This is a genomic window from Microcoleus sp. MOSTC5 (assembly GCF_036701825.1).
Classification (GTDB): domain Bacteria; phylum Cyanobacteriota; class Cyanobacteriia; order Cyanobacteriales; family Microcoleaceae; genus Microcoleus; species Microcoleus asticus.
The window spans coordinates 74823-96443 of sequence record NZ_JAUBRK010000023.1; the positions used below are offsets into that span (position 1 = coordinate 74823).

General features: G+C 46.3%; 18 protein-coding genes. 9 read left to right on the forward strand and 9 right to left on the reverse strand.

The features are described 5' to 3' along the window. Window positions 1-36: 36 nt before the first annotated feature. The 6 genes from QUA54_RS14885 to QUA54_RS14910 all read right to left on the reverse strand — a co-directional run bounded on the left by QUA54_RS14885 (window position 37) and on the right by QUA54_RS14910 (window position 6271). Complete coding sequence (locus tag QUA54_RS14885) at window positions 37-198, reverse strand: hypothetical protein (protein WP_333415227.1); 162 nt, start codon at window positions 196-198, stop codon at window positions 37-39. A 13-nt stretch (window positions 199-211) separates the two neighbouring features. Further along, entirely contained in the window at window positions 212-1450 is a 1239-nt protein-coding gene (locus QUA54_RS14890) for a HetZ-related protein (RefSeq protein WP_333415228.1), read from the reverse strand. A gap of 563 nt (window positions 1451-2013) precedes the next feature. After that, on the reverse strand, window positions 2014-2469 hold the full coding sequence (dtd, locus tag QUA54_RS14895; RefSeq protein WP_333415229.1) for a D-aminoacyl-tRNA deacylase: 456 nt from the start codon (window positions 2467-2469) through the stop codon (window positions 2014-2016). A gap of 177 nt (window positions 2470-2646) precedes the next feature. After that, window positions 2647-3792: a GTP-binding protein gene (locus tag QUA54_RS14900; protein ID WP_333415230.1), complete on the reverse strand. Its 1146-nt coding sequence runs from the start codon at window positions 3790-3792 to the stop codon at window positions 2647-2649. Between the two features lie 124 nt (window positions 3793-3916). Continuing rightward, window positions 3917-4798 carry a glycosyltransferase gene (locus tag QUA54_RS14905; protein ID WP_333415231.1) on the reverse strand — a complete coding sequence of 294 codons (882 nt, stop codon included), beginning with the start codon at window positions 4796-4798 and terminating at the stop codon, window positions 3917-3919. Window positions 4799-5869: 1071 nt separating this feature from the next. Then, the gene (locus QUA54_RS14910; protein WP_333185817.1) at window positions 5870-6271 is read right to left on the reverse strand and encodes a fasciclin domain-containing protein; all 402 of its coding nucleotides are present in this window, start codon (window positions 6269-6271) and stop codon (window positions 5870-5872) included. Window positions 6272-6701: 430 nt separating this feature from the next. Between QUA54_RS14910 and QUA54_RS14915 the strand changes: the two genes are divergently transcribed. From QUA54_RS14915 to QUA54_RS14940, 6 genes are all read left to right on the forward strand, one after another. Beyond that, complete coding sequence (locus QUA54_RS14915) at window positions 6702-7739, forward strand: aldo/keto reductase (RefSeq protein ID WP_333415232.1); 1038 nt, start codon at window positions 6702-6704, stop codon at window positions 7737-7739. A gap of 836 nt (window positions 7740-8575) precedes the next feature. Beyond that, the gene (locus QUA54_RS14920; RefSeq protein ID WP_333415233.1) at window positions 8576-9880 is read left to right on the forward strand and encodes a glycosyltransferase family 1 protein; all 1305 of its coding nucleotides are present in this window, start codon (window positions 8576-8578) and stop codon (window positions 9878-9880) included. Window positions 9881-10001: 121 nt separating this feature from the next. Continuing rightward, window positions 10002-11249, forward strand: coding sequence for a UDP-galactopyranose mutase (gene glf, locus QUA54_RS14925; protein WP_333415234.1), 1248 nt, complete (start codon window positions 10002-10004; stop codon window positions 11247-11249). A 148-nt stretch (window positions 11250-11397) separates the two neighbouring features. Further along, entirely contained in the window at window positions 11398-11757 is a 360-nt protein-coding gene (locus QUA54_RS14930) for an STAS domain-containing protein (protein WP_333415235.1), read from the forward strand. 286 nt (window positions 11758-12043) lie between these two features. After that, window positions 12044-13927: a glycoside hydrolase family 2 TIM barrel-domain containing protein gene (locus QUA54_RS14935; RefSeq protein WP_333415236.1), complete on the forward strand. Its 1884-nt coding sequence runs from the start codon at window positions 12044-12046 to the stop codon at window positions 13925-13927. Between the two features lie 184 nt (window positions 13928-14111). Then, the gene (locus tag QUA54_RS14940; protein WP_333415237.1) at window positions 14112-15230 is read left to right on the forward strand and encodes a beta-glucosidase; all 1119 of its coding nucleotides are present in this window, start codon (window positions 14112-14114) and stop codon (window positions 15228-15230) included. A 194-nt stretch (window positions 15231-15424) separates the two neighbouring features. Here the strand turns inward: QUA54_RS14940 and QUA54_RS14945 are convergent, their stop codons facing one another. From QUA54_RS14945 to QUA54_RS14955, 3 genes are all read right to left on the reverse strand, one after another. Next, the gene (locus tag QUA54_RS14945) at window positions 15425-15829 is read right to left on the reverse strand and encodes a hypothetical protein (RefSeq protein ID WP_333415238.1); all 405 of its coding nucleotides are present in this window, start codon (window positions 15827-15829) and stop codon (window positions 15425-15427) included. Between the two features lie 44 nt (window positions 15830-15873). After that, window positions 15874-17322 (reverse strand): tetratricopeptide repeat protein, encoded by a 1449-nt coding sequence (locus QUA54_RS14950; protein ID WP_333415239.1) that lies wholly within the window; start codon window positions 17320-17322, stop codon window positions 15874-15876. Window positions 17323-17416: 94 nt separating this feature from the next. Beyond that, the gene (locus QUA54_RS14955; protein ID WP_333415240.1) at window positions 17417-18319 is read right to left on the reverse strand and encodes a hypothetical protein; all 903 of its coding nucleotides are present in this window, start codon (window positions 18317-18319) and stop codon (window positions 17417-17419) included. A gap of 264 nt (window positions 18320-18583) precedes the next feature. Between QUA54_RS14955 and QUA54_RS14960 the strand changes: the two genes are divergently transcribed. The 3 genes from QUA54_RS14960 to QUA54_RS14970 all read left to right on the forward strand — a co-directional run bounded on the left by QUA54_RS14960 (window position 18584) and on the right by QUA54_RS14970 (window position 21611). Further along, window positions 18584-19075: a helix-turn-helix domain-containing protein gene (locus QUA54_RS14960; RefSeq protein WP_333415241.1), complete on the forward strand. Its 492-nt coding sequence runs from the start codon at window positions 18584-18586 to the stop codon at window positions 19073-19075. A 210-nt stretch (window positions 19076-19285) separates the two neighbouring features. After that, window positions 19286-20371: a galactose-1-phosphate uridylyltransferase gene (galT, locus tag QUA54_RS14965; protein WP_333415242.1), complete on the forward strand. Its 1086-nt coding sequence runs from the start codon at window positions 19286-19288 to the stop codon at window positions 20369-20371. A 115-nt stretch (window positions 20372-20486) separates the two neighbouring features. After that, on the forward strand, window positions 20487-21611 hold the full coding sequence (locus QUA54_RS14970) for a M24 family metallopeptidase (RefSeq protein WP_333415243.1): 1125 nt from the start codon (window positions 20487-20489) through the stop codon (window positions 21609-21611). The last annotated feature ends 10 nt before the right edge of the window (window positions 21612-21621 follow it).

Sequence of the window (21621 nt, forward strand, 5' to 3'; positions counted from 1 at the left end):
AACAAATTCCCCGGCATCACCGGGGAAGGACAAATATTAAAAAAAGTAATGTTGTTTTAATAAATTGAATTTGCCAAAAAGCGGCGATAAATTAGTAGCAGCCCTTGTTAATTTGAGAGCGGACGCCGGGGCGGGCATTCCTGTGCAGGTGCCGCACCCGATCGCATTTTCCAGTCTCAAGAAAACAGTTGCATTCATATTTGAGCACCAATTAAGCTTGGTTGCTGTTGCGAGTCTGGCTTGCCAGCTCCAACAGTTGCGCCCAGCGTTTTTGGACTTGTTTGGGAGTGCATTTGAGCGCGGTGGAGATCGCCTTGTCGCTTTCTTGATTCCGCTTCATTTCTAACAGTTGCTGCATTTCCGGCGACAGTTGAGCGCGAAATGCTTCCCATTTGTCAGAAGTCATTCCCAGCTTTTGATCGACATCAGCACCCAGCCATTCGTGCACGAGTTTCCAATTTTGAGTGCGGGCAAATTTTTCGACGTGGTACTTAAAGCGCTGTTGCAAGTAGTCGCGCTGGCGGGAAGACAAACCGAGAACTTGATCGATTTCCGAAGCCGAAAGGTCTTGCAATTTTAAAGTGAGGTAGTCCACGCATTCTGGTTGATTTTGAGATTCCAGATAGGCAATCAATTCTGAGACTACTCGATCGCGCAGCACAGCATCAGCCGGATCGACAGTTTCCGATACCATTTGCTCGCGCACTTGTTGCAGCGCCGGAGAGCGGCTGTACATTTCCGCATCTTCTCCCTTGCCCGACTCTACAGCCATTTCAATGTCGATCGCAGTTTCCGGAGGTTGGCCCTTGGCAAATCCTTGAGCGCGCAACACGATCAGGCGCTGGCGGTTGCGGCCGGGCAAACCGATTTGGCGCTTGGCGTAGTGCTCGGTAAAAGCCATGTACTCTGCCAATTCTAGCTGCGTGCGGGGCTGGTAGGTGGCATCGAGTTGGTGTTCGCGGCGGAAAGCTCGCAGAGATTCGATGTAAAAGCCTTGCAAAAAGTCTTCAATCATGTTGTAGCGAGCTTGGAAGTTCAAGTTCGATCTGAAGGAAGCAACATGGCGGTAAATCATGGCCGCCAGGTGAGAGTGCAGTTCGACGCGGCCTTGTTTGGAACCGAGGCGGTAGTATTGCAGGGTTTTTTGCAACCGGTGCTCGGCCAAGGTGATTTGCCAAGCTTCCACTTCGCCGGAAATTTGGATGCGATCGCTTTTTTGGCAAATCCGTTCGACTTCCTTAGCAATCCGCATCGCCACTGCTTGAGTGCTGCGGCTGGCAGTTTTCATTTCCGCTTGCAATTCTTTGAGGGCGAAGTTAGCCAAAGCGAGGATATCGATGCTGGGAAGAGTATTGATTTCAGCGGTTTGTTCGCTGGAGGCGGCCGGAATGCTGTTGAGGTCAGAAGCGGTGTTGCAGTTGACGGTGTTGGTGGCAGCTTTGACAGTCATGGCGTTTATCGGGTGGTAGGGCACAGCGGGTGTGCGAGGACATTTGTCAGAGAGTGAGGCTGCAGTTGCTGGCGGTTTCGCTTGCTGTGCTGATTCAACTCTCTATACATTGAATGTTACGGAAGTAGAGATAACCGCAGTGATGCCAGTGTTCCACTCTCTCATGCAACAGTTTTTGGCTGCTGAATCTGATTCTAAGCGCTGACTGTGGGAGATATGTTTTATTGCCATTAAAGCCTTACTGTACAAGCATTCTGAGCTGTTATGCGGGTGTGGCGATCGCGACAAAGATTGACGGTGTTCCGGGGCCGCTGAGTGGACGATTTACAAACTGGTTTTTTAAGGGTTTGATGTTCTGGAATCGGGATGGGAGAAAATGTAGCGAAAACCCATGTCTTCTGAACCTACGCAACAGCAATTAGGAAACCCGGTCGATCTGCAAATTTGCTCTTAGTAAAACGCGCAACGGCCTTTTTTGAACGAACCGCGAAGACGCAAAGGACACGAAGGAAGACAAGAAAAGTAGGGTGCGGTGCGGTGCACAGAGATGCTTGTCAAACAACTCACCCCGATTCTCTCTCTAATACCAAAGTCACCGGCCCGTCATTCTTGATCGAGACTTGCATCATCGCTCCAAACAAGCCTGTTTCGACTTTTAAGCCGCTCTGGCGCAACTTTTCTACAAATTTCTCATAAAAAATTTCGGCTCGTTCCGGAGCCGCTGCTCGGTCAAAGGAAGGCCGCCGACCTTTGCGACAGTCGCCGTAGAGCGTAAATTGACTGACAACCAGCAACTCACCGCCGATGTCTTGTACCGACTTGTCCCAGCGGCCGGTATCCCTAGCCGAGTCAGGAAACAAACGCAATTCTAGGCATTTGCGAGCCATCCAATCGAGTTCTGCTTCGGTGTCGGTATCTGCAATACCTACAAGCAAGTTAAGTCCGCAGCCAATTTTGCCGACAATTTGACCGTCAATTTCGACTTGAGATGATTTGACTCGCTGGATGATGACTCGCATGGGAAATTAGAAATGCTTAAATTTAAAACTAAAAATCAAAAGGTAAACTTACCTTTTGAATAGGAACGATCGAAAGAAACCCGGTTTCTCGGATAAATCTTGGTTTTGACCGCGAAGTCTCGACGAAAAAACCGGGTTTCTAGCCAGCGCACGTCTGTTCTGTTTAATTTTCAACCTTTAGTTTTTCCCAAAACCTTTGCCGCGACTGGTTGAAGGCATACAAAGACAGTTTTCAAGTTGCGATCGCAAATTCTCGGTATCCAAACCCTGACCGATGAGAACAAGCTGGTTCTTCCGCTCACCTTTCCACTCGTCATCGTCCATCGAAAATCGCTTGCCGCTCAAATGGAAAATATGCCGTTTGGGACTTTCTTCAAACCACATAATCCCTTTCGCGCGAAACACGTTTGTTGGCAGTTGGTGGTCTAAGAAATATTGAAATTTTCTCAGAGAAAAGGGCTTGTCGCTCTGAAAAGAAATTGAGGTAAATCCGTCATTTTCTAAATGGTTGGAGTGGTCGTGACCGTGATGGTCATGATGGCCGTGGTCGTGATGGTCGTGATGGTCGTGATGGCCGTGGTCGTGATGTTCGTGGTCGTGATGGCTGTGATCGTGATGGCCGTGGTCGTGATGTTCGTGACTGCTAGGAGTTTCCTCAGATTGGAAATATTTGTCAGATTCAAACAATCCTACACTGAGGACAAGCGGCAGTGGAACTTGCGATTTTATAGTTCGCAGAATTCGAGCACCTTCTTTGACATCGCGAATCTTAACTTCCAACAAATCTAAATCTGCTTCCTCAACCAAATCTGTTTTGTTGAGGATAATTATATCGCCGTAAGCTATTTGACTGTAAGCTGCTTGAGAGTTGAACAAATCTAAGCTGTAGTTGGCTGCGTCTACTACTGTCACTATCGAATCGAGACGAGTCAGATCGCGCAGTTCTGTGCCTAAAAAAGTCATCGCTACTGGCAGCGGGTCGGCGAGTCCGGTTGTTTCGACTACTAGATAATCGAGATTTTCTTGACGTTCCAGAACTTTGTAAACTGCATTAACTAAATCTTCATTAATTGTGCAGCAGATGCAGCCGTTGTTCAGCTCAACCATGTTGTCCTCGGTGGTGACAATCAGTTCGTTGTCGATGCCGATTTCGCCAAATTCATTTACCAAAACTGCTGTTTTCAAACCCTGCTGGTTGGTCAGGATGTGGTTGAGCAGGGTTGTTTTGCCGCTGCCGAGAAATCCTGTAATGATTGTAACGGGTAAGCCGTGTTTGGGAGCGTCCATCGCCAGTTCTGTTTCGGACTGAGTTGTAGATTGCATAGCTTGAATGTCAAATAAGGTCTGAAACTTAAACTTGTTGTTCTTATTGTATCTTATATGAATTCCGAACAGCGCGTTACCAGCGCTAATTCTCGGAAGTTGCCAACTATGCGATCGCACCTGTTTAATTTGGCGATCGAATTGTTGGCAAAAGTACCTCTAGGAGTTGGTCTGCAACGTGTTTCCAGGTAAACCCACTCGCTACAAATTTGGGGCCTGCTTCCCGAGAGCGATCGCACAACTCCGGCTGTTCTATAATATTTTTCATTAAGGCGATCGAATGTTCTAAATCTGGCATCAGGCGAAATATCGGGCGATCGTTAGAAGTACCTTCTTGAAACGTACTTTCGACGTGCCAAGCAAAGTCTGGAGTTGTAAAATCATCCGTCGGGCCGCCTTTAGTGCAGATAAGCGGCAAGCCGCAAGCGATTGCTTCTAGTGCTGGCAAATTGAATCCTTCTGCTAAATAAAGAGATACGTAGGCATCGGCTGCTTGATAAAGTTGAGCCATTTTTGCAAAAGGCAGTGTTTCTCCTATGTAAGCCATGCGCGGCAAAACTTTTTCTGCTTCGTCAAAGGTTAGTTCGTCTAGGTTTTGAGCGATCAGAGAATCCGACTCATATATTGATTCTTCTCCTTTCAATACTAATCTGGCTGCGGGATAACTTTCAACTACAACTGCGAAAGCTTTTAATAATAAATCGATGCCTTTATTGGGAGATCCTGCACCGACATTCAAAAATACAAATCCGTCCCATCCTAACTGTTTCCGCAAAGCTTCGCGTTCCGATTTTGTTAAAGGTTTGTAAATATTCGGATCGGTGCCGCAGGGTATGACAATTGTGCGATCGGGATTCGCACCGCTGCGGATAAATCCGGTTTTCGACCAATGGGAAGGCGTAATAATAATTATATCCGAGTTGCTGTGTCCTTCGCGGAGGGAAGCTGCGCCCGTTATTCTAAAGTTTTCGTTGTGCAGAATTCCCCATTTTGTTGTGGCAAACAAGCACGTCCGTTTGGTATTAAAAAATTATTGATTCAAAAGTTGATTTCTCAATTTTATAGCTCGTATTTTCGGGTAACATGGCATCTAGCAAATGGTCGAGTCCATGTTTTCAAGGAAAGTTTTTAGCTACAAAACGGGGGTCTACAATTCGAGCTTGGGCTGTAAGTGCAGGTTGTGCGATAACTGTCTGCATCAACTGAGTCGAATGTTCCCATTCGGAAGCTCAAATAAATAGTTTATTTTTGCTATTTCAACAGACATAAATTTACTTTATACTTACTTTCTACGGGCAGTGCAAAGTCTGGGTGAGTGAAATTGTCTGTAATGCCACTGACTGTGGCGAATCAGGTTGTTTCGACTACTAGATAGTCGAGATTTGCTAGGCGTTCTAAAACTATGTAAACTGGATTAACCAATGCCAAGAAATCCTGTAATGATTGTAACGGGCAATCCGTGTTTGGGAGCGTCCATCGCCGGTTCAGTCTCGGACTGAGTTGTTGTAGATTGCATAGCTTGAATGTCAAATAACGTCGATCGCACTTTCCTTGTGGTTCTTATTGTATCTTAATTAGGACAAGGCCTCGTTAACCCAGTTTCTCGGAAAAATGTTGGGTTTGGTGGCATGGTATCTACGCATCAACCGGGAATCAGCCCGAGAGTGCAAAATAAGTGGGCCGCTAATTATCGGCAATTGCTAACGCTGTCGATCGCACTTTTTTATTTTTTTGATAATTTTTTTGTTCCCAGTACCTGTCGCAGTTAGCCTGCCACCTGTTTTCCCGGTAAATCCAGCAGCGACAAATTTGGGGCACACTCAAGCTGAGTGCGATCGCCCAATTCCCGCTACTCTATAGCAATCCTAAATCATTTGTGAATTTCTTACTCCCTCCCCGATGCCTTGGGGAGGGTTGGGGTGGGGTAAAAAATTTACGACTCATTGACGATTGCTATATAATAAATTTAATTATCGACCTGCGTAAAATATTTAAATCTCAACTATCAACTAAAACAGGGGGGTGGCTAACAACAGCCACCGCCCTCAAGATAGTATTGCGCTACGTAAATTTGTGCTTACGCAGGAAGCAAGACTGAATCAATAATGTGGATGACACCATTATCAGCAGCAACATCGGCTGTTGTAACGGTAGAATCATTGATTTTGACGCCATTGGAAGCATCAATTTTTACTTCTGAACCTTCAACTGTCTTGGCAGATTTCAGGTTGACCACATCAGCGGCCAGAACTTTGCCAGAAACGACATGATAAGTCAGGATTTTTGTGAGCTTAGGAATGTCCTTAAGCAGTGCTTCTACAGTACCTTCGGGAAGCTTAGCAAAAGCTTCGTCCGTAGGCGCAAAAACTGTGAAGGGGCCAGCGCCTTTGAGAGTATCTACTAAACCAGCAGCTTTGACAGCAGCAACTAGGGTTGTAAAAGAGCCAGCCGAAACGGCGGTATCAACAATATCAGCCAAGTGAGTCACCTAGTTTTTGTAATCTATAAATCACTATAACGCTAAAAAGTTAATTTAGCTACATTAATTTTTTCTCTTGTTCTGTCTGGTTTTCTGAATATTAAAATAGCACTTTTTTTATTTAACTCCTTTCCTAAAATACCTATCTAAAGGTAGATAAAATTTTTCGGATATTACTATATTTTAAATTAGCAATTTAATCCTAAATACCTTAGTTAAGACGATCGCCCCTGCGCGCTATTTAAACTAAACGCACGGGCGATGTCTGGGAACCCTCGCCCCTGCTACGATATTTTGATTAGCTTAGCCAAACATTCAACATCCTGCATAGCGCTAACGCACTGCAAAAGCCCGCCACCCCGACTGATGGCAACAGTTTGGGAAATCCCGATCTAAACTGTTAACAACCATTAACTAGCGGAAGGGTGACATGAGATACAAACTACTAGGTCACAGCGGACTTCGCGTTTCGGAAATCTGCCTCGGAACCATGACTTTTGGGGAAGAGTGGGGTTGGGGCGGTTCCTACGACGAAAGCCGTAAAATGTTCGACGCCTTTGCAGAAGCGGGCGGCAATTTCATTGATACCGCGAATCTCTACACCAACGGTACTAGCGAAAAATATGTCGGTGAGTTCATAGCAGCCGATCGCGAAAAATGGGTAGTTGCCACTAAGTATAGCCTCAACATGAAGAATGGCGAAATCAACGGTTTCGGCAACCACCGCAAAAATATGGTGCAAGCAGTAGAAGCAAGTTTGAAGCGATTGCAAGTTGAATACATAGATTTGCTGTGGCTGCACGCTTGGGATTTTACGACACCAGTGGAAGAAGTGATGCGCGCTTTTGACGATTTGGTGCGCGCCGGCAAAGTTCTTTATATCGGCATTTCCGATACGCCGGCTTGGATTATTTCTCAAGCAAATACGATCGCCAACCTGCGCGGTTGGACACCATTTATCGGCTTGCAAATCGAGTATTCTTTAAAAGAGCGAACTCCCGAACGGGACTTGATCCCTATGGCAAAAGCCTTTGATATTGGCGTCACAGCTTGGAGCCCCCTAGCAGGCGGTTTGCTGACAGGAAAATACAACACTTCAGAAACAGCCACCGAAACTAAACGGCTTAATTCACCGGACTCTGGAAAAATTAACGAACGAGACCTCAAAATTGCTGACGAAGTTACCAAAATAGCAGCCGAAATTGGCAAGCCTGCTTCTCAAGTAGCCCTAAATTGGCTGCGACAACAGCCCGTCAAAGTTATTCCAATTGTGGGTTCGCGCAAACTCTCGCAACTTCAGGAAAATCTCGCTTGTTTGGAGTTTGAATTAACCCCGGAACAAATGCAGCAGTTAGACAAAGTAAGTGCAATTGAATTGGGTTTTCCCCACGATTTCTTAAAGAGTTCGAGTGTGCAAGATTTTGCCTTTGGAGGGGGAATCGCCAAAATTGACAGCAGCCGACTGTAAAGTTGCTGCTATTTTTTATCGCGGGTTTACGTGGATATTTTGCGTTCGATCGCAGATATCGGCGAACCCGCCCTTAGAGGGATGATTGATATTTGTGCTGTGGACGCGACGTTAAACTGAGGTTCACAGCGCAAATGTCATCACATTGGTTTCTTGCCCTGACTCGTGCAAAATCTTAGGTTTATTGTTGCCGTTGCCTGGTTTCTTTGCTATTGTTGAGACAGGTGCTCTTCGGTGAGTTTTACCCCACTGCATAAACTGTCAATTGTTAATCTATCGGAAGTCTGAAATCTCTGTGCAGCTTTGTATATTAGGATACAAATTTTTCCTGCGAGCGATCGGATGAGTTTAAAAAAGGCTAGGTTTGTTAAATTAAAAAGCAACATAAACTTGATGGGAAATTTTCTATCCTCTCCAAATAAAGCAATAAAACTCGCTCTTTTTTCACCCCGTAGCTGCCAGTTAAGGGTGATTTTACAAGGTCGATCGGCATTTTAACCGCTTTTGAACCCAGCGTGTAAGCTAAGCGCATCCTGAGATAGAAGTCATCCTTCAGATAGAAGTTATGGCAGAAAAACTGGGTTATAGTTAACAACAATAGCAAGTATAACAATATTAACTTATCTCCCCGTTTCAATTCTGAAAAAAGCAGATAAGCGTGTTTCTCCGCAGCTAAACAGTTTCTTTGTTTGGTTCCATGAATGCGGCGCTTGCTCGTCAATAAAAGTTCTCAGATTGATGCTTCTTGCGACTTTTAGTAAGACACTCCTGAGAAACAGATTCTATTGACAAATTTTCATTGACAAATTTTCATTGACAAATTCCAGAGGCTAATTATGTCGCCCCCCCCAAACTCAGTAAACAATAATTATAGCCGCAATAAAGGTCGAGCATGGGAGATCCGATTTACCTCTATAGATCCTGCCAAATCGCCTTCTCAATTCGCTCCCTCGCCGGCATTGCGCGCTAAATTATTAAAAGCTGATTCTTTAGATGCACCGGATTTAGTTTGCCTGTCTCATTTGCGGTGGAATTTTGTCTATCAGCGTCCGCAACATCTCTTGGGTCGCTGTGCGAAAACTCGTCGCGTATTCTTTGTAGAAGAACCGGTTTTTAGCGAGGCTACAGATTGGTGGCTTGATGTCAGCATCCACGAAAGCGGAGTCTGGGTAATAGTACCGCACCTGAGTGAAGGAACCAGCGAAGCAACAGCACAAACTGCTCAGCAAGCCATGCTAGATGATTTGTTTAAAGCAGCAGAAATTAGCCAGTACATCCTTTGGTATTACACACCAATGGCTGTCAGTTTCACAAGCCACTTAAAGCCGCTAGCTGTAGTTTACGACTGCATGGATGAACTCTCAGCATTCCAAGGCGCGCACCCGGATTTAAAAGCCAATGAAAACCAATTATTAAAGCGCGCCAGCGTAGTATTTACCGGGGGACACAACCTTTACGAAGCCAAACAGCACCAGCACCCAAACATTCACGCCTTCCCCAGCAGCATCGAAAAAGAACACTTTGCGACAGCCAGGAATCTTTCAGAAGAACCAGCGGATCAAAAAGACATTCCTCACCCGCGTTTGGGATTTTATGGCGTCATAGACGAACGCATGGATATCGAACTGCTGGCGGGCATTGCCCAAGCAAGGCCGGACTGGCATTTAGTCATCATTGGCCCGGTGGCGAAAATCGATCCGGCAACTCTGCCAACTCACTCAAATATCCACTATCTCGGTGGCAAATCTTATCAAGAACTGCCAGCGTATCTTGGCGGATGGGATATAGCCATGCTGCCTTTTGCGATTAACGAATCGACTAAGTTTATTAGTCCGACGAAAACTCCAGAATACCTCGCTGCCGGCAAACCTGTGATTTCTACTCCTATCCGCGACGTGGTGCGACCCTACGGAGAAAACGGCTTGGTTCGGATTGCTAGCAATTCTGAAGAATTCGTTGCTTGTGCTGAAGAAATCTTCAGCACAAGTTCGGACGTTCGCACCAAATGGCTGAGCGAAGTTGACGCTTTTTTAGCAGACAATTCTTGGGACAATACCTGGAGCGAAATGCTGGGGTTGATCGAAAGTGCGATCGACGAGAAAAGGCCCAAAGCAGAAGGCAGGATGAAAGTTTTAAGTTAGGAATGTTGAGGTTATAAGTTAAAGAGTTACCAATTTATGAATTCAAAACTCAACACTCAACTATGCTCGCTTGTTGATTACCAATTACCAATTACCCTTACCAAAAATCAGAGGTGTTTTAATGTTTGACTATTTAATTGTCGGTGCAGGATTTGCAGGTAGCGTCATTGCCGAAAGACTAGCAAATGAGGCCGGAAAAACAGTCTTGATAATTGATACCCGCAACCACATCGGCGGCAACGCATACGATCACTACGACAATCACGGCATCCTGGTACACAAATACGGCCCCCACATTTTTCATACCAATTCGCGCCCAGTTTTCGAGTACCTTTCGCGGTTCACCGAGTGGCGGCCCTACGAACACCGCGTCCTCGCCAGCGTTGACGGTCAATTGCTGCCAATTCCCATCAATCTCAACACCGTAAACCAACTTTACGGACTGAATCTCACCTCATTTGAAGTAGAAGATTTCTTCGCGAAAGTAGCAGAACCAAAGGATTACATTCGCACTTCCGAAGATGTAGTTGTGAGCAAAGTCGGCCGCGAACTTTACGAGAAATTCTTCCGCAACTACACCCGGAAACAGTGGGGAATGGACCCCTCGGAACTCGACAACTCAGTGATTGCGCGCGTTCCCACTCGCATTAACCGGGACGATCGCTATTTCACCGATACCTATCAAGCAATGCCCCTGCACGGCTACACTCGGATGTTTGAAAAGATGCTTTCTCACCCAAACATCAAGGTGATGCTGAATACCGACTACCGGGAGATTGAGGGTTTTATCCCTTACGGAGAAATGATTTACACCGGGCCTGTTGATTCTTATTTCAATTATTGCTACGGCAAACTTCCTTACCGTTCCTTGGAATTCAAGCACGAAACGCTAAACGTACCCGTACACCAAGCAGCACCGGTGGTAAATTACCCCAACGAGCATTTATATACTCGCTGCACGGAGTTTAAATACCTCACCGGACAAGAGCATCTAAAAACTAGCATTGTATACGAATATCCCCAAGCTGAGGGAGACCCTTACTACCCGGTTCCGCGTCCCGAAAATGCCGAAATTTACAAGAAATATAAGGCTTTGGCTGATGCAACTCCGGGAGTTTCTTTTGTGGGAAGGCTGGCGACTTACAGGTATTACAACATGGATCAAGTGGTCGCTCAAGCTTTGACAACTTACAATCAAATTACTACCAAGCCGGTGATTGAATTGGCGGCGAATGTTAACGGTTCTGCCTCTAATGTAAGCTCCTCGAATGGAGTTGTCGATCGCCCAGCCGCAGCTTCTCTAGAAGTCGCTGCTGTCAACGGCAACGGCAACGGCAACGGCAACGGCGGCAAATCTGGTAGCAAGTAGCTGGAATCTGTGAGTTTGTAAGGGTCAAGATGTCTGGTGATCCGTGCGCACCCTACGGCGATCGCTAAAAACGTAAGGTATGCACGGATCACCCTACTCGGTTTGGATCAAAAATTATTTAACAATTCAAACAAGTGTTGAGGTGAAAATGAGAGTTATAATTAAAATAGTTTTGTCTCATGAGATTTTGCAAACTTCTCAATTTCCGCATTTCCATAAAGAAATAGAGCGCTTAATTGAAAGTGGTGGCAAAATTCTGATGCTCGATTTCTCAAAAATTAATTTCTTGAAGAATTCGGAGTTAATGGCTGTAGTGGCGATCGTAAAATTAGTTAGAGACAGCGCCTGTATACTTTTGATATCTGCCATGAGTGAACAAGTTAGAATCCTATTTGAACTCACGGGACTAGAACAAATATTTCAGTGTTTGCCGCCTGTAGAAAATGAAGTTCCCCTCAAAAGTGACCAAATTGAACCTTTAGCAGGTTTGCACAGTCTTGCTAGCTAAACTAGAGTTATGAGCTCGGGAGAGTGTCAGACTCAGAGAGGCCCAGAGGCCCAGAGGCCCAGACTGGAGAGGCCCAGAGAGTCCGACTGTCCGAGTCGGGGATCAGAAAAATCTTGCTTCTTCCTTGCTTTTGACTCATGAGTAATGACTTCTGCCTTCAGCACAAGACAGCCTTTAGATGAGGCTGTTTTAATTTGCTAAACTTTTACAATTAATCAGCAAAAAACTTGTCAAAGTCGGGGTAATTGTCGCTAACCTATATATATAACTTCGGGTAGATGTGCCGATGAGCTGGTTAGGTAGAGAGCTAGAAAATTGCGATATTGAAGAGTCTTCCACTATAGACAGCAAGGTAACTGTTCAAGGGCGGAAAACAGGTTATCCGCGCCCCCAATTGCGCCGCAGCAACTGGATTTGTCTTAACGGTCAGTGGAAGTTTGCTTACGACGACGCGGGAGGCTGCGTGCAGCCGATCGATATTTCTGAGTGGACTCACACTATAGAAGTGCCGTTTGCTCCTGAATCGGCAAAAAGCGGCATCGGCGACACGAATTTTCACGCCAACTGCTGGTACGAACGCGAATTTGACTTACCCCACACAGAAAGCAGAGTGCTGCTGCACTTCGGGGCCGTAGACTACCGCGCGCGCGTCTGGGTGAACGGTCAGTTTGTCATCCAACACGAAGGCGGACACACTCCTTTCACGGCAGACATTACAGCAGTTTTGAACCTCAACGGGCCGCAGCGGGTGACAGTCTGGGCCCAAGACGACCCCCAAGATTTGGAGCAACCGCGCGGCAAGCAAGACTGGCAAATAGAGCCCCACAGTATTTGGTATCCGCGCACGACCGGCATTTGGCAGACAGTCTGGGTAGAATTGGTGCCTCACACTTATATCGAGCGCATCCGCTGGACTCCTCAGTTTGAACGCTGGGAAATCGGTTTTGAAGCGTTTGTCGCCGGCGATCGCCAGTCTGGAATCCAGATTAAAGTTAAACTGTCGATCGGCTGTATGCTGCTGGTCAACGATACCTACGAAGTCATTAACGGCGAAATCCACCGCCGCATCGCCCTCTCCGACCCTGGTATCGACGACTACCGCAACGAACTGCTGTGGAGTCCCGAAAAGCCGACGCTAATTAACGCTCAAGTGCAGTTGTGGGCGGACGGCAAATTGCTCGACGAGGTTAAATCTTATACCGCCATGCGGACGGTCAGCATTCAGCGCGATCGCTTCATGCTCAACGGCCGCCCCTACTACCTGAGGCTGGTGCTCGACCAAGGTTACTGGCCCGACACCATGATGACTGCCCCCTCCGACGAAGCTTTGCGTCACGATGTCGAATTAGTTAAAGCAATGGGTTTCAACGGCGTCCGCAAGCACCAAAAAATCGAAGACCCGCGATTTTTGTACTGGGCTGACGTGCTCGGGCTCCTAGTTTGGGAAGAAATGCCCAGCGCCTACCGTTTCACTCCCAAAGCCGTGCAACGGCTGACGCGGGAGTGGACGGAAGTCATCGACCGCGACGCCAGCCACCCCTGTATCGTAGTCTGGGTGCCGTTCAACGAATCCTGGGGAGTTCCGAATTTAGTCGAAGCCGCAGCCCACCGCAACTACGTGCAAGCCCTTTATTTCTTGACAAAAACCCTCGATCCGACTCGCCCCGTCATCGGTAACGACGGCTGGGAAAGCATCGATACCGACATCCTGGCGATTCACGACTACGACAACAACCCGCAAACTGTGGCAAAACGCTACGGACCCGAAGTGCAGCTAGCCGATTTGTTCGATCGCGGGCGTCCGGGAGGGCGTATCCTCACCCTGGACGGGCACCCGCACCAAGGACAGCCGGTGATGCTGACAGAATTCGGCGGCATCGCCTGCGCCGGCCGCGAAAACCCGGATTTTCACAGAGTTTGGGGCTACGTGCGCGCGTGGGACACGATCGAACTGCAAAGGCGCTACACCGCGCTGCTGAAGGTGGTAAACCAAGTGGAAATGTTCAGCGGATTTTGTTACACGCAATTGACCGATACTTACCAAGAAGCTAACGGTTTGCTGTATGCCGATCGCACTCCCAAATTTCCCATAGACGTAATCGCGGCGGCAACTCTCGGCTGGGATATTCCCGAAGAAAGTTCACAGCCACAAGCTATTACTCAGTGCTAATTGGTGATTAGTCAAGAAAAAAGTAAAAATCTGAGATTTTTTTCTGATTTCATTTTGACTTTTACCGATCGATATACTTCTTACAAAAATACCGTTTGTAGTAAGGACTTTAGTTTTTTATGATTGAAATCTAAGGACTTTAGTCCTGACTGCAAACCTGAATGCCCCATTACCCATTCGATTGATGTTTCAAAGTTTTTTCATGGGCGGATTTGAATGTTCCACCCACAGAGTGCAATCTGGAAAACGCCTCGATGTCACAGCCGCCACCGGTCACGATAAATTTGCAGCAGCCGACTACCAGCGCTTGCAGGATCAAGGCATTTACACAGTCCGCGAAGGCCTCCGCTGGCACTTAATCGAACAAACACCCGGAAAATACGATTTTTCCAGTTCCCTGCCAATCATCCGCGCCGCCCGCGACATGAAAATGCAGGTAATTTGGGATTTGTTTCACTACGGCTGGCCTGACGATATTGATATTTTCAGTCCCGAATTCGTGTCTAGATTTGCTCAGATGGTGCGCGCTTTTATGGAAGTGCTAACTGAGGAAACAAACCAAACACCTTTCGTGACACCTGTCAATGAAATTTCATTTATTGCTTGGGCAGGCGGCGAAGTTGCTTATATCAATCCTTTTGCCAAAGGAAGAGGAGACGAGCTCAAAATCCAGTTGATTAAAGCAGCGATCGCAGCGATAGAATCAGTTTGGGAAGTCAATCCCCGCACCCGCATCGTTCAAATCGACCCCACAATTAACATTATTGCTGACCCTGACAAACCGGAGGATCGGGACGCGGCGGAAGGTTATCGCTTATCTCAATATCAAGCTTGGGATATGTTGGCGGGACGCTTTCGCCCGGAACTCGGCGGCAAGGAAAAATATCTCGATATTATTGGGGTGAATTATTACGATCGCAATCAGTGGATTCACAATGAAGACCCGATGAAATACACCGATCCGCTGTACCGCCCGTTTCGCGAACTGCTGCAAGAAGTGTTCGAGCGCTACCGCCGCCCCTTATTCGTAGCAGAAACAGGTACTGAAGACGATTTTAGACCTGTCTGGTTTAATTATGTGTGCACTGAGGTAGCGGCCGCGATGAAAGCAGGAGTTCCAATAGACGGAATCTGCTTGTATCCGATTGTCAACCATCCGGGTTGGGATGACGACAGGCACTGTTACAATGGTCTTTGGGATTATTGCAATGAATCGGGCGATCGAGAAATTTATCAGCCTTTGGCGGATGAATTGCAGTTTCAAAGGCAGCAGATTGAACCGCTGCTGAAGTTGAAGAATTGACAATCGGGCGATCGGCGATTTAAAAATAGGCGATTTCAATCGGCGATTGAAATCGCTTCTATACAAACGAAGTCCGCCTTCGCGGACTAAGAGATTGAGGGGGTATTTAAGCCGGATTTGGGATTAGATATAAAGGGGCGATCGCTCTTCTATTTTTGAGGGGGAATTAAGGGCTATAGCTTACATTGATTGGCTTAAAACTCCCATTCATAATCTGGATCGTCAAGGGCTGTTCTGACAGATGTCAAATTAGCAAGGTCTTTGAACGGACTAGACTTAGCTATTTCGGTAATTGAAGTCATGGCTAAAGCTAACTGGTTATTATCACCGATTGCTATTGCCTCATCGACCTTTTCAAACAGAAAGTAAAAGTTCTTAGCACGCTCATCAAACGAGCATTCAAGATACTCGATAAAAGCATCGCGTTTTGCTTGAATTTCAGCAATCGTTGCTTTTTCCCAAGCTTCTATACCACGCCGTTTAGTCCGCTCTTGCTCTGCAACTATTTTGTATTCGGTGTAAGCTTCAACAACATCGCGTAAGCACTCAGCCACGGAGCCGGGATTAAAAATTTCTACAGGAACTTTTTTAGCTACCATTTCTATTTCCCTGGTAAAATGCGATATTTCTAAAAAACAGAATCCTAAAACACCCGAGTCTGCCACCAAGGAGTATTCTGAATTTCATTCTGAAGTTGCCTGACTTCTTTTTGAAGATTTCGGACTTCATCCATCCTGGATTCTTTGCGAAAGAGGCTGATAGCTTTCTGAAAATCTGCTACCGCTTCCTCTCTTTTTGCCTTTTCTCTGCGTATAGAACCCCTTTTAACGTAGGCATAAGCATTGTCTGGCTCTATTTTGATGACCTGATTGTAGTCGGCAATAGCTCCCCGCTTGTCTCCCTTTTCATGGCGGACGCATCCCCGATGAAAATAAGCATCTGTACAGTTTGGTTCTATCTTGATGACTTGATTGTAGTCAGCTATTGCACCATCATAATCCTTGTTTGCTACGCGTGCATGACCGCGATACAAATAATTAACTGCTTCATTAGGGCTAAGCTTTATAACCAGAGTGAAATCGGCAATAGCTCCTTTATAATTCTTTACTTTGGCGCGAGCATAACCCCGCTGAAAATACAGGTTAACATCATTAGGTTTAGTTTTGATAACTTGAGTGAAGTCAGCAATGGCTTTTTTGTAATGTTCTAGCTCAACAAGTAAACAGCCCCGCGTGAAGTAGGCATCGACACAGTTAGGGTCAAGTTTGATAACTTGAGTATAATCAGCAATAGCACTCTCATAATCCTCTAGTTCAGTATATGCTAAACCACGACAGTAGTAGGCATTCACATTACTAGGATCGATAGTGATAACTTGAGTGAAGTCAGCAATGGCTTCTTTGTAATTTTTTAGTTCGCTGTAGGCACTTCCTCGTATTAAGTAGATATCCGCATTGCCGGGAGCGAGTTTGATGACTTGGGTGTAGTCGGCAATTGCCTTGCTATAATCATTCTTAGCGACGTAAATGTTACCTCGATTACGGTAAGCATCTACATAGCTAGGATCGAGCTGGATAGTTTTAGTATAATCTGAAATTGCTCCTGCATAATTGTGCTGTTCATCGAGAATACAGCCGCGCACAAAGTAGGCATAAACATTTTGAGAATTGAGTTCGATCGCTTTCGTGAAATCTTCAAGAGCGGCCCCGTACTCTCCACTTTCAAGCTTTTCTATTCCTCGCTTAAAAAAGTCTTCATCGCTTTTGAAGAAATCAAAAAATCCTGTAATTCCCTTAGATACGCCTTTGCCTAAATTCTTAACTGTAGATTCTGCTGTGGCACCAGCCATTGCTACGCCTTTGCCTAAATTCTTAACTGTAGATTCTGCTGTGGCACCAGCCATTGCACCGCCAACCATGATGAAAGGAATAGCCACAGGCCCTAGAGCAGCCGCACCCAAAAAAGTTACACCAGCCGCAAGTGCTGCACCTCCTCCTACAACTGCACCCGCTTGGTTTTTTTTTGCAAAGTCATTCTCTGTACATATCTGATGTAAATCACCAACATTTCCTAAAATTTCCCACGGATTCATTGCAACCTCCTTATTTTTAAGTAGTAAGGTGGGAAATGCCCACCCTACAAATAGATTTTCTGCGTAAGTCTTGAGACTACTTCGATGGTGATTTCTATTTCCCTGGTAAAATCCGATATTTCTCCAAAACCTTCACAGTACCGAGGTTAAGCTTACCGTCATTATTTAAGACAGGAGTTTTCAACATTTCTACAAGTCCCTTCATCAGAAGTCCTACCTGTTGGAACTTCTCAGCATCCCTCTTAGCATCAAAAGGCTGAGATTCTAGTTGAGTCAAACCTTCAACAGCACGAGTGTTCATGGATTCAAACACTCCTCTCAACTCAGTTATCCGCTGTCTTACCTGTTTAGCAAAGTCCTTAGCAAGTTTCATGTCTGCGATCGCCTTATTTGCTTGAGCTTCATGCTCTCGCGCCTTTGTCATCGCTTTCTCGCCTTCACTAGCAGCAAAAAAGCCACCAATAGCCAAAGCTGGTAAAATGGTGATACCGCCTAGCACAACAGCACCCACAGCCATACCACCGCCACCAGCCGCGATCGCTCCACCGCCAAACCATGCTAAAGTTGCATTCCAAGCAGCCGCTCCGCTGAGAGTTGAGATAGCGGTTCCCGTGCTTGCTGCTCCTAGTGAAGTAACAGCACCAATAGCACCGCCGTAACCTGCTGCGGCTGCTCCAGCAGATTTAACGCCAGCCATAAAATATTGTTCTGCTCCTACCGCTGCAGCTTTGTACTCCTTCATCTGCTGAACTGAAAAATCCATCCCTTCTAAAAGCCGCTTTTCACTTTCTGAAGCCTTCCGACCAGTATTTTCAAGGAAGGTAACAAAGCGCTTAATTGTGCTTCTTATGACATTCAGTTGCAGTTGACCGTACTCTTCGGCTAATCTGTTTGTGGCTGCTTCTTCTCTTTTCAAATCTTCAACCGCCAACTCGAATCGCTTTTGAGCTTCCTTGGCAAGTTCATTAGCTTTCTGACCTGGATAGAATGAAGGCATAAAATACTCCTAAGTTTGATTTTTAAGTCGGATTTTTCGACATCTTAAAAATAGGCGATTTTTTAGATACTTTGGCTTAATAACTCTGTTTTGGAGAAAACTCTACGCTGCAAGAAGTGAGCCTTGCCCGAATTGCTTGTGTAAAATTAATCACGATACTGCTTTTCCTGATACTAACCTAACTACCTTTAACAAAGAAACTAATAAGCATTAGGAATCGTGTTAGACTTTGATTATAAAAAATCCAGAAACATATCCCCTGCAATGGCATCCTCTAACGATCGCTTCCCCGAAGCTGCCCGCGACTGGGACTTAGAAACCCTCTACACAGACCTAGCATCCGCCAAGGGAAAGCGACTCACGCCCACAGAGAAACAACATCTACGGGGTCTACTCTGCGGCTACAGTCCCGCCGAAATTGCCGAAAGGCTCAGTAAAAACCCCAAGGGAATTGCCGTAGATTTCTGTAATACTTTATACCAATATGTAAAAAATCTTGTAGGCAAAGCTGATGAAAAGGTAGAAAACTGGAGGCAGATTTGTGAATGGCTGGAGGACGCAGGATATAAAACTCAGTCGTCTCCCGAACCTGAATCAGGTGATTGTTTACCAATAAAATTCTTAATAAAAAAAGCCAATGTAGTTGTTGATAAAAATCAAATCATAGTTGATATCAATCTGCGAATAGTAGCCTCTTCACCTTCTGAGATTCCCATTATAGAAAACTTCGATATCAATGGCAATGGTACAAACTAACGAAAGTGCGATCGCACTCCTCATAACAAATCACACTTAAATACCTCCTTTATTCTTCAGTCCGCGCAGGCGGACTTTGTTTGTGTAGACGCGGTTTCAACCGCCGAGTATCTTTTTAACATAATTTGCGACTTTAGATAGGGGCCAATTCTCCAAGCACGAAGTTATACTCCTAAAATATATTAAAAGCGATCGCCCGCCCCAACCAAAATGTACGTCCAAACATTGCTAAAACCAGACGGCCGCCCACTCACACTCTACAGCCGCTACCCAATCCCAGAAGGAATCGCGGCCGTAAGTCCCAGCAATGAACCGGTACAGGCGAACCCGCACTTTCGCTGGCATCCTTTGCGGGGGGAATGGGTAGCATACGCCAGCCACCGTCAGGGAAGAACTTTCATGCCGCCGCCGGAATACAACCCGCTAGCTGCTACAATTAATCCCAAATTCCCGACAGAATTGCCGCCGGGAGATTACGATGTAGCTGTTTTTGACAACCGCTTTCCCTCGCTGACTTTGCAGGCCAAAAACGCACCTGCAAGTATTGTGGAAACTCTTCCCGCTAAGGGCATTTGCGAAGTCGTTGTTTTCACTCAAGATCCGCTGGCTTCCCTCGGCGCTTTGGAGTTATCTCACTTAGAATTGCTGTTAGAAGTATGGGCAGATCGCACTTCAGTGATTGGCAGCAATCCCGAAATAGAATACGTCTTGCCTTTTGAAAATCGCGGCGTTGAAGTCGGAGTAACTTTGCACCATCCCCACGGTCAAATTTACGCTTACCCGTTCGTGCCACCAGTTCCAGCGCGGATGTTAGAATGTCAGTCGGTTTACTATCAAAAAAACAGTAGCGGTTTGCTGCAAGATTTGATTCAAAAAGAGATTGCTGACAAACAGCGAATTATTTATTTAGACGAAGAGGCGATCGCCTTTGTCCCCGCTTGCGCCCGCTATCCTTACGAAGTGTGGATTGCCCCGATCGCCCCCACTGCCACGTTTATCGATCTTACCGAAAAACAGCGTCAATCACTCGCTAAAGCCTTAAAAACCGTCACCCTCAAATATGACGGTTTGTGGCACCGCCCGTTCCCTTATTTGATGGCTTGGTTTCAAGGGCCCACAGACGGGAAACCGCATCCTGAAGCGCATTTGCACGCCCAATTTTATCCGCCCTATCGATCGAGCGATCGGCTAAAATATCTAGCAGGAACCGAACTAGCCGCCGGAATGTTTGCCAACGACGCTTTACCCGAAGAAAAAGCTAAAGAATTGCAAGCCGTATCCATCCATCTATTTTAGATTTTAGATTTTAGATTTTAGATTGAGGAAATGCTGACTCAAATAATTGATTTTCTTCCTTCTTCGTGGGGTGTCCCGCCCGCCCTAAAAATATAATTTAGATGCAAGAAAGCAGATGATAAACTCATTAAACCCAGAAGTTGACAGCAAACTCGAATTCATCCGCAAAGCCTTAACCGAAACAGGAGCGATCGCCCTTCGCTTGCGCGGTACAGACTGGTTTGCTTGGGCCACAGCCGGCGGTTCCCATACAGTATTGCTAACCGCAGAAACCGGAGTTGCAGAAATATTAATTACCGCCGAAAACGCTTGGGTTCTCACCGATGAAATCGAAGCCCAGCGCTTGCAAGATGAAGAATTGCCAGCCAACTTTCAAATGCACATCTATCCTTGGGCAGATGTTTCACAGCGCGAAGCTTTTGTCAAAGAAATTACTGGTGGCGGTAACGTGATGAGCGATCGGCCAATTTATCCCAAAGAAACGCCAATAATCGCATCTTTACAGTCTCGCAAACAGACAATGATGTCAAGCGAATTAGAGCGATACCGGCGAGTCGGGCGTTTAGCCAGCGAAGCGATGACAGAGGTACTTTCCGCAGCCAAACCAACATGGACAGAATATCAGCTAGCGGGAGCCGGTGCAGAGGCATTGTGGGCCAGAGGTTTGCATCCAGCCCTGACATTAGTTGCTGGAGAAAGGCGTTTGCCGCTGTACCGCCACGCCACCGCAACCGCCGAAGAAATTGGGCGGCAAGCAATGTTAGTCTTTTGCGCGAGGGGATGGGGTTTGTATGCAAATTTAACCAGATTTGTCAGTTTCGACTTTCTTGGAGAAAAGCATTCAGAGTTGCACCGACAAGTCAGAGAAATTGAAGCGGCCGCGCTGAATTCGTGCCGGCCGGGAGTATCGTTAAATGCGGTTTATGATACCCTTAAAACTGCCTACGAAGAGCACAGATATCCTCAAGCAATTAGGCAACACCATCAAGGCGGAACTACCGGATATTTGGCGCGGGAAATTGTGGCGAATCCGGCTACTTCAGATATTTTGGCAGAAAATATGGCTGTGGCTTGGAATCCGAGTTTGTCAGGAGCAAAAATTGAGGATACGTTTGTAATTCACAGCGATGGAACGTTGGAAAATTTGACATTCGATCCGAATTGGCCGAGTGTAGAAGTAGCGGGAAGATTGCGGCCAGTACCGCTGGAAATATGGGACGATAGACCATTGTCCATTTAACTTATCGCTC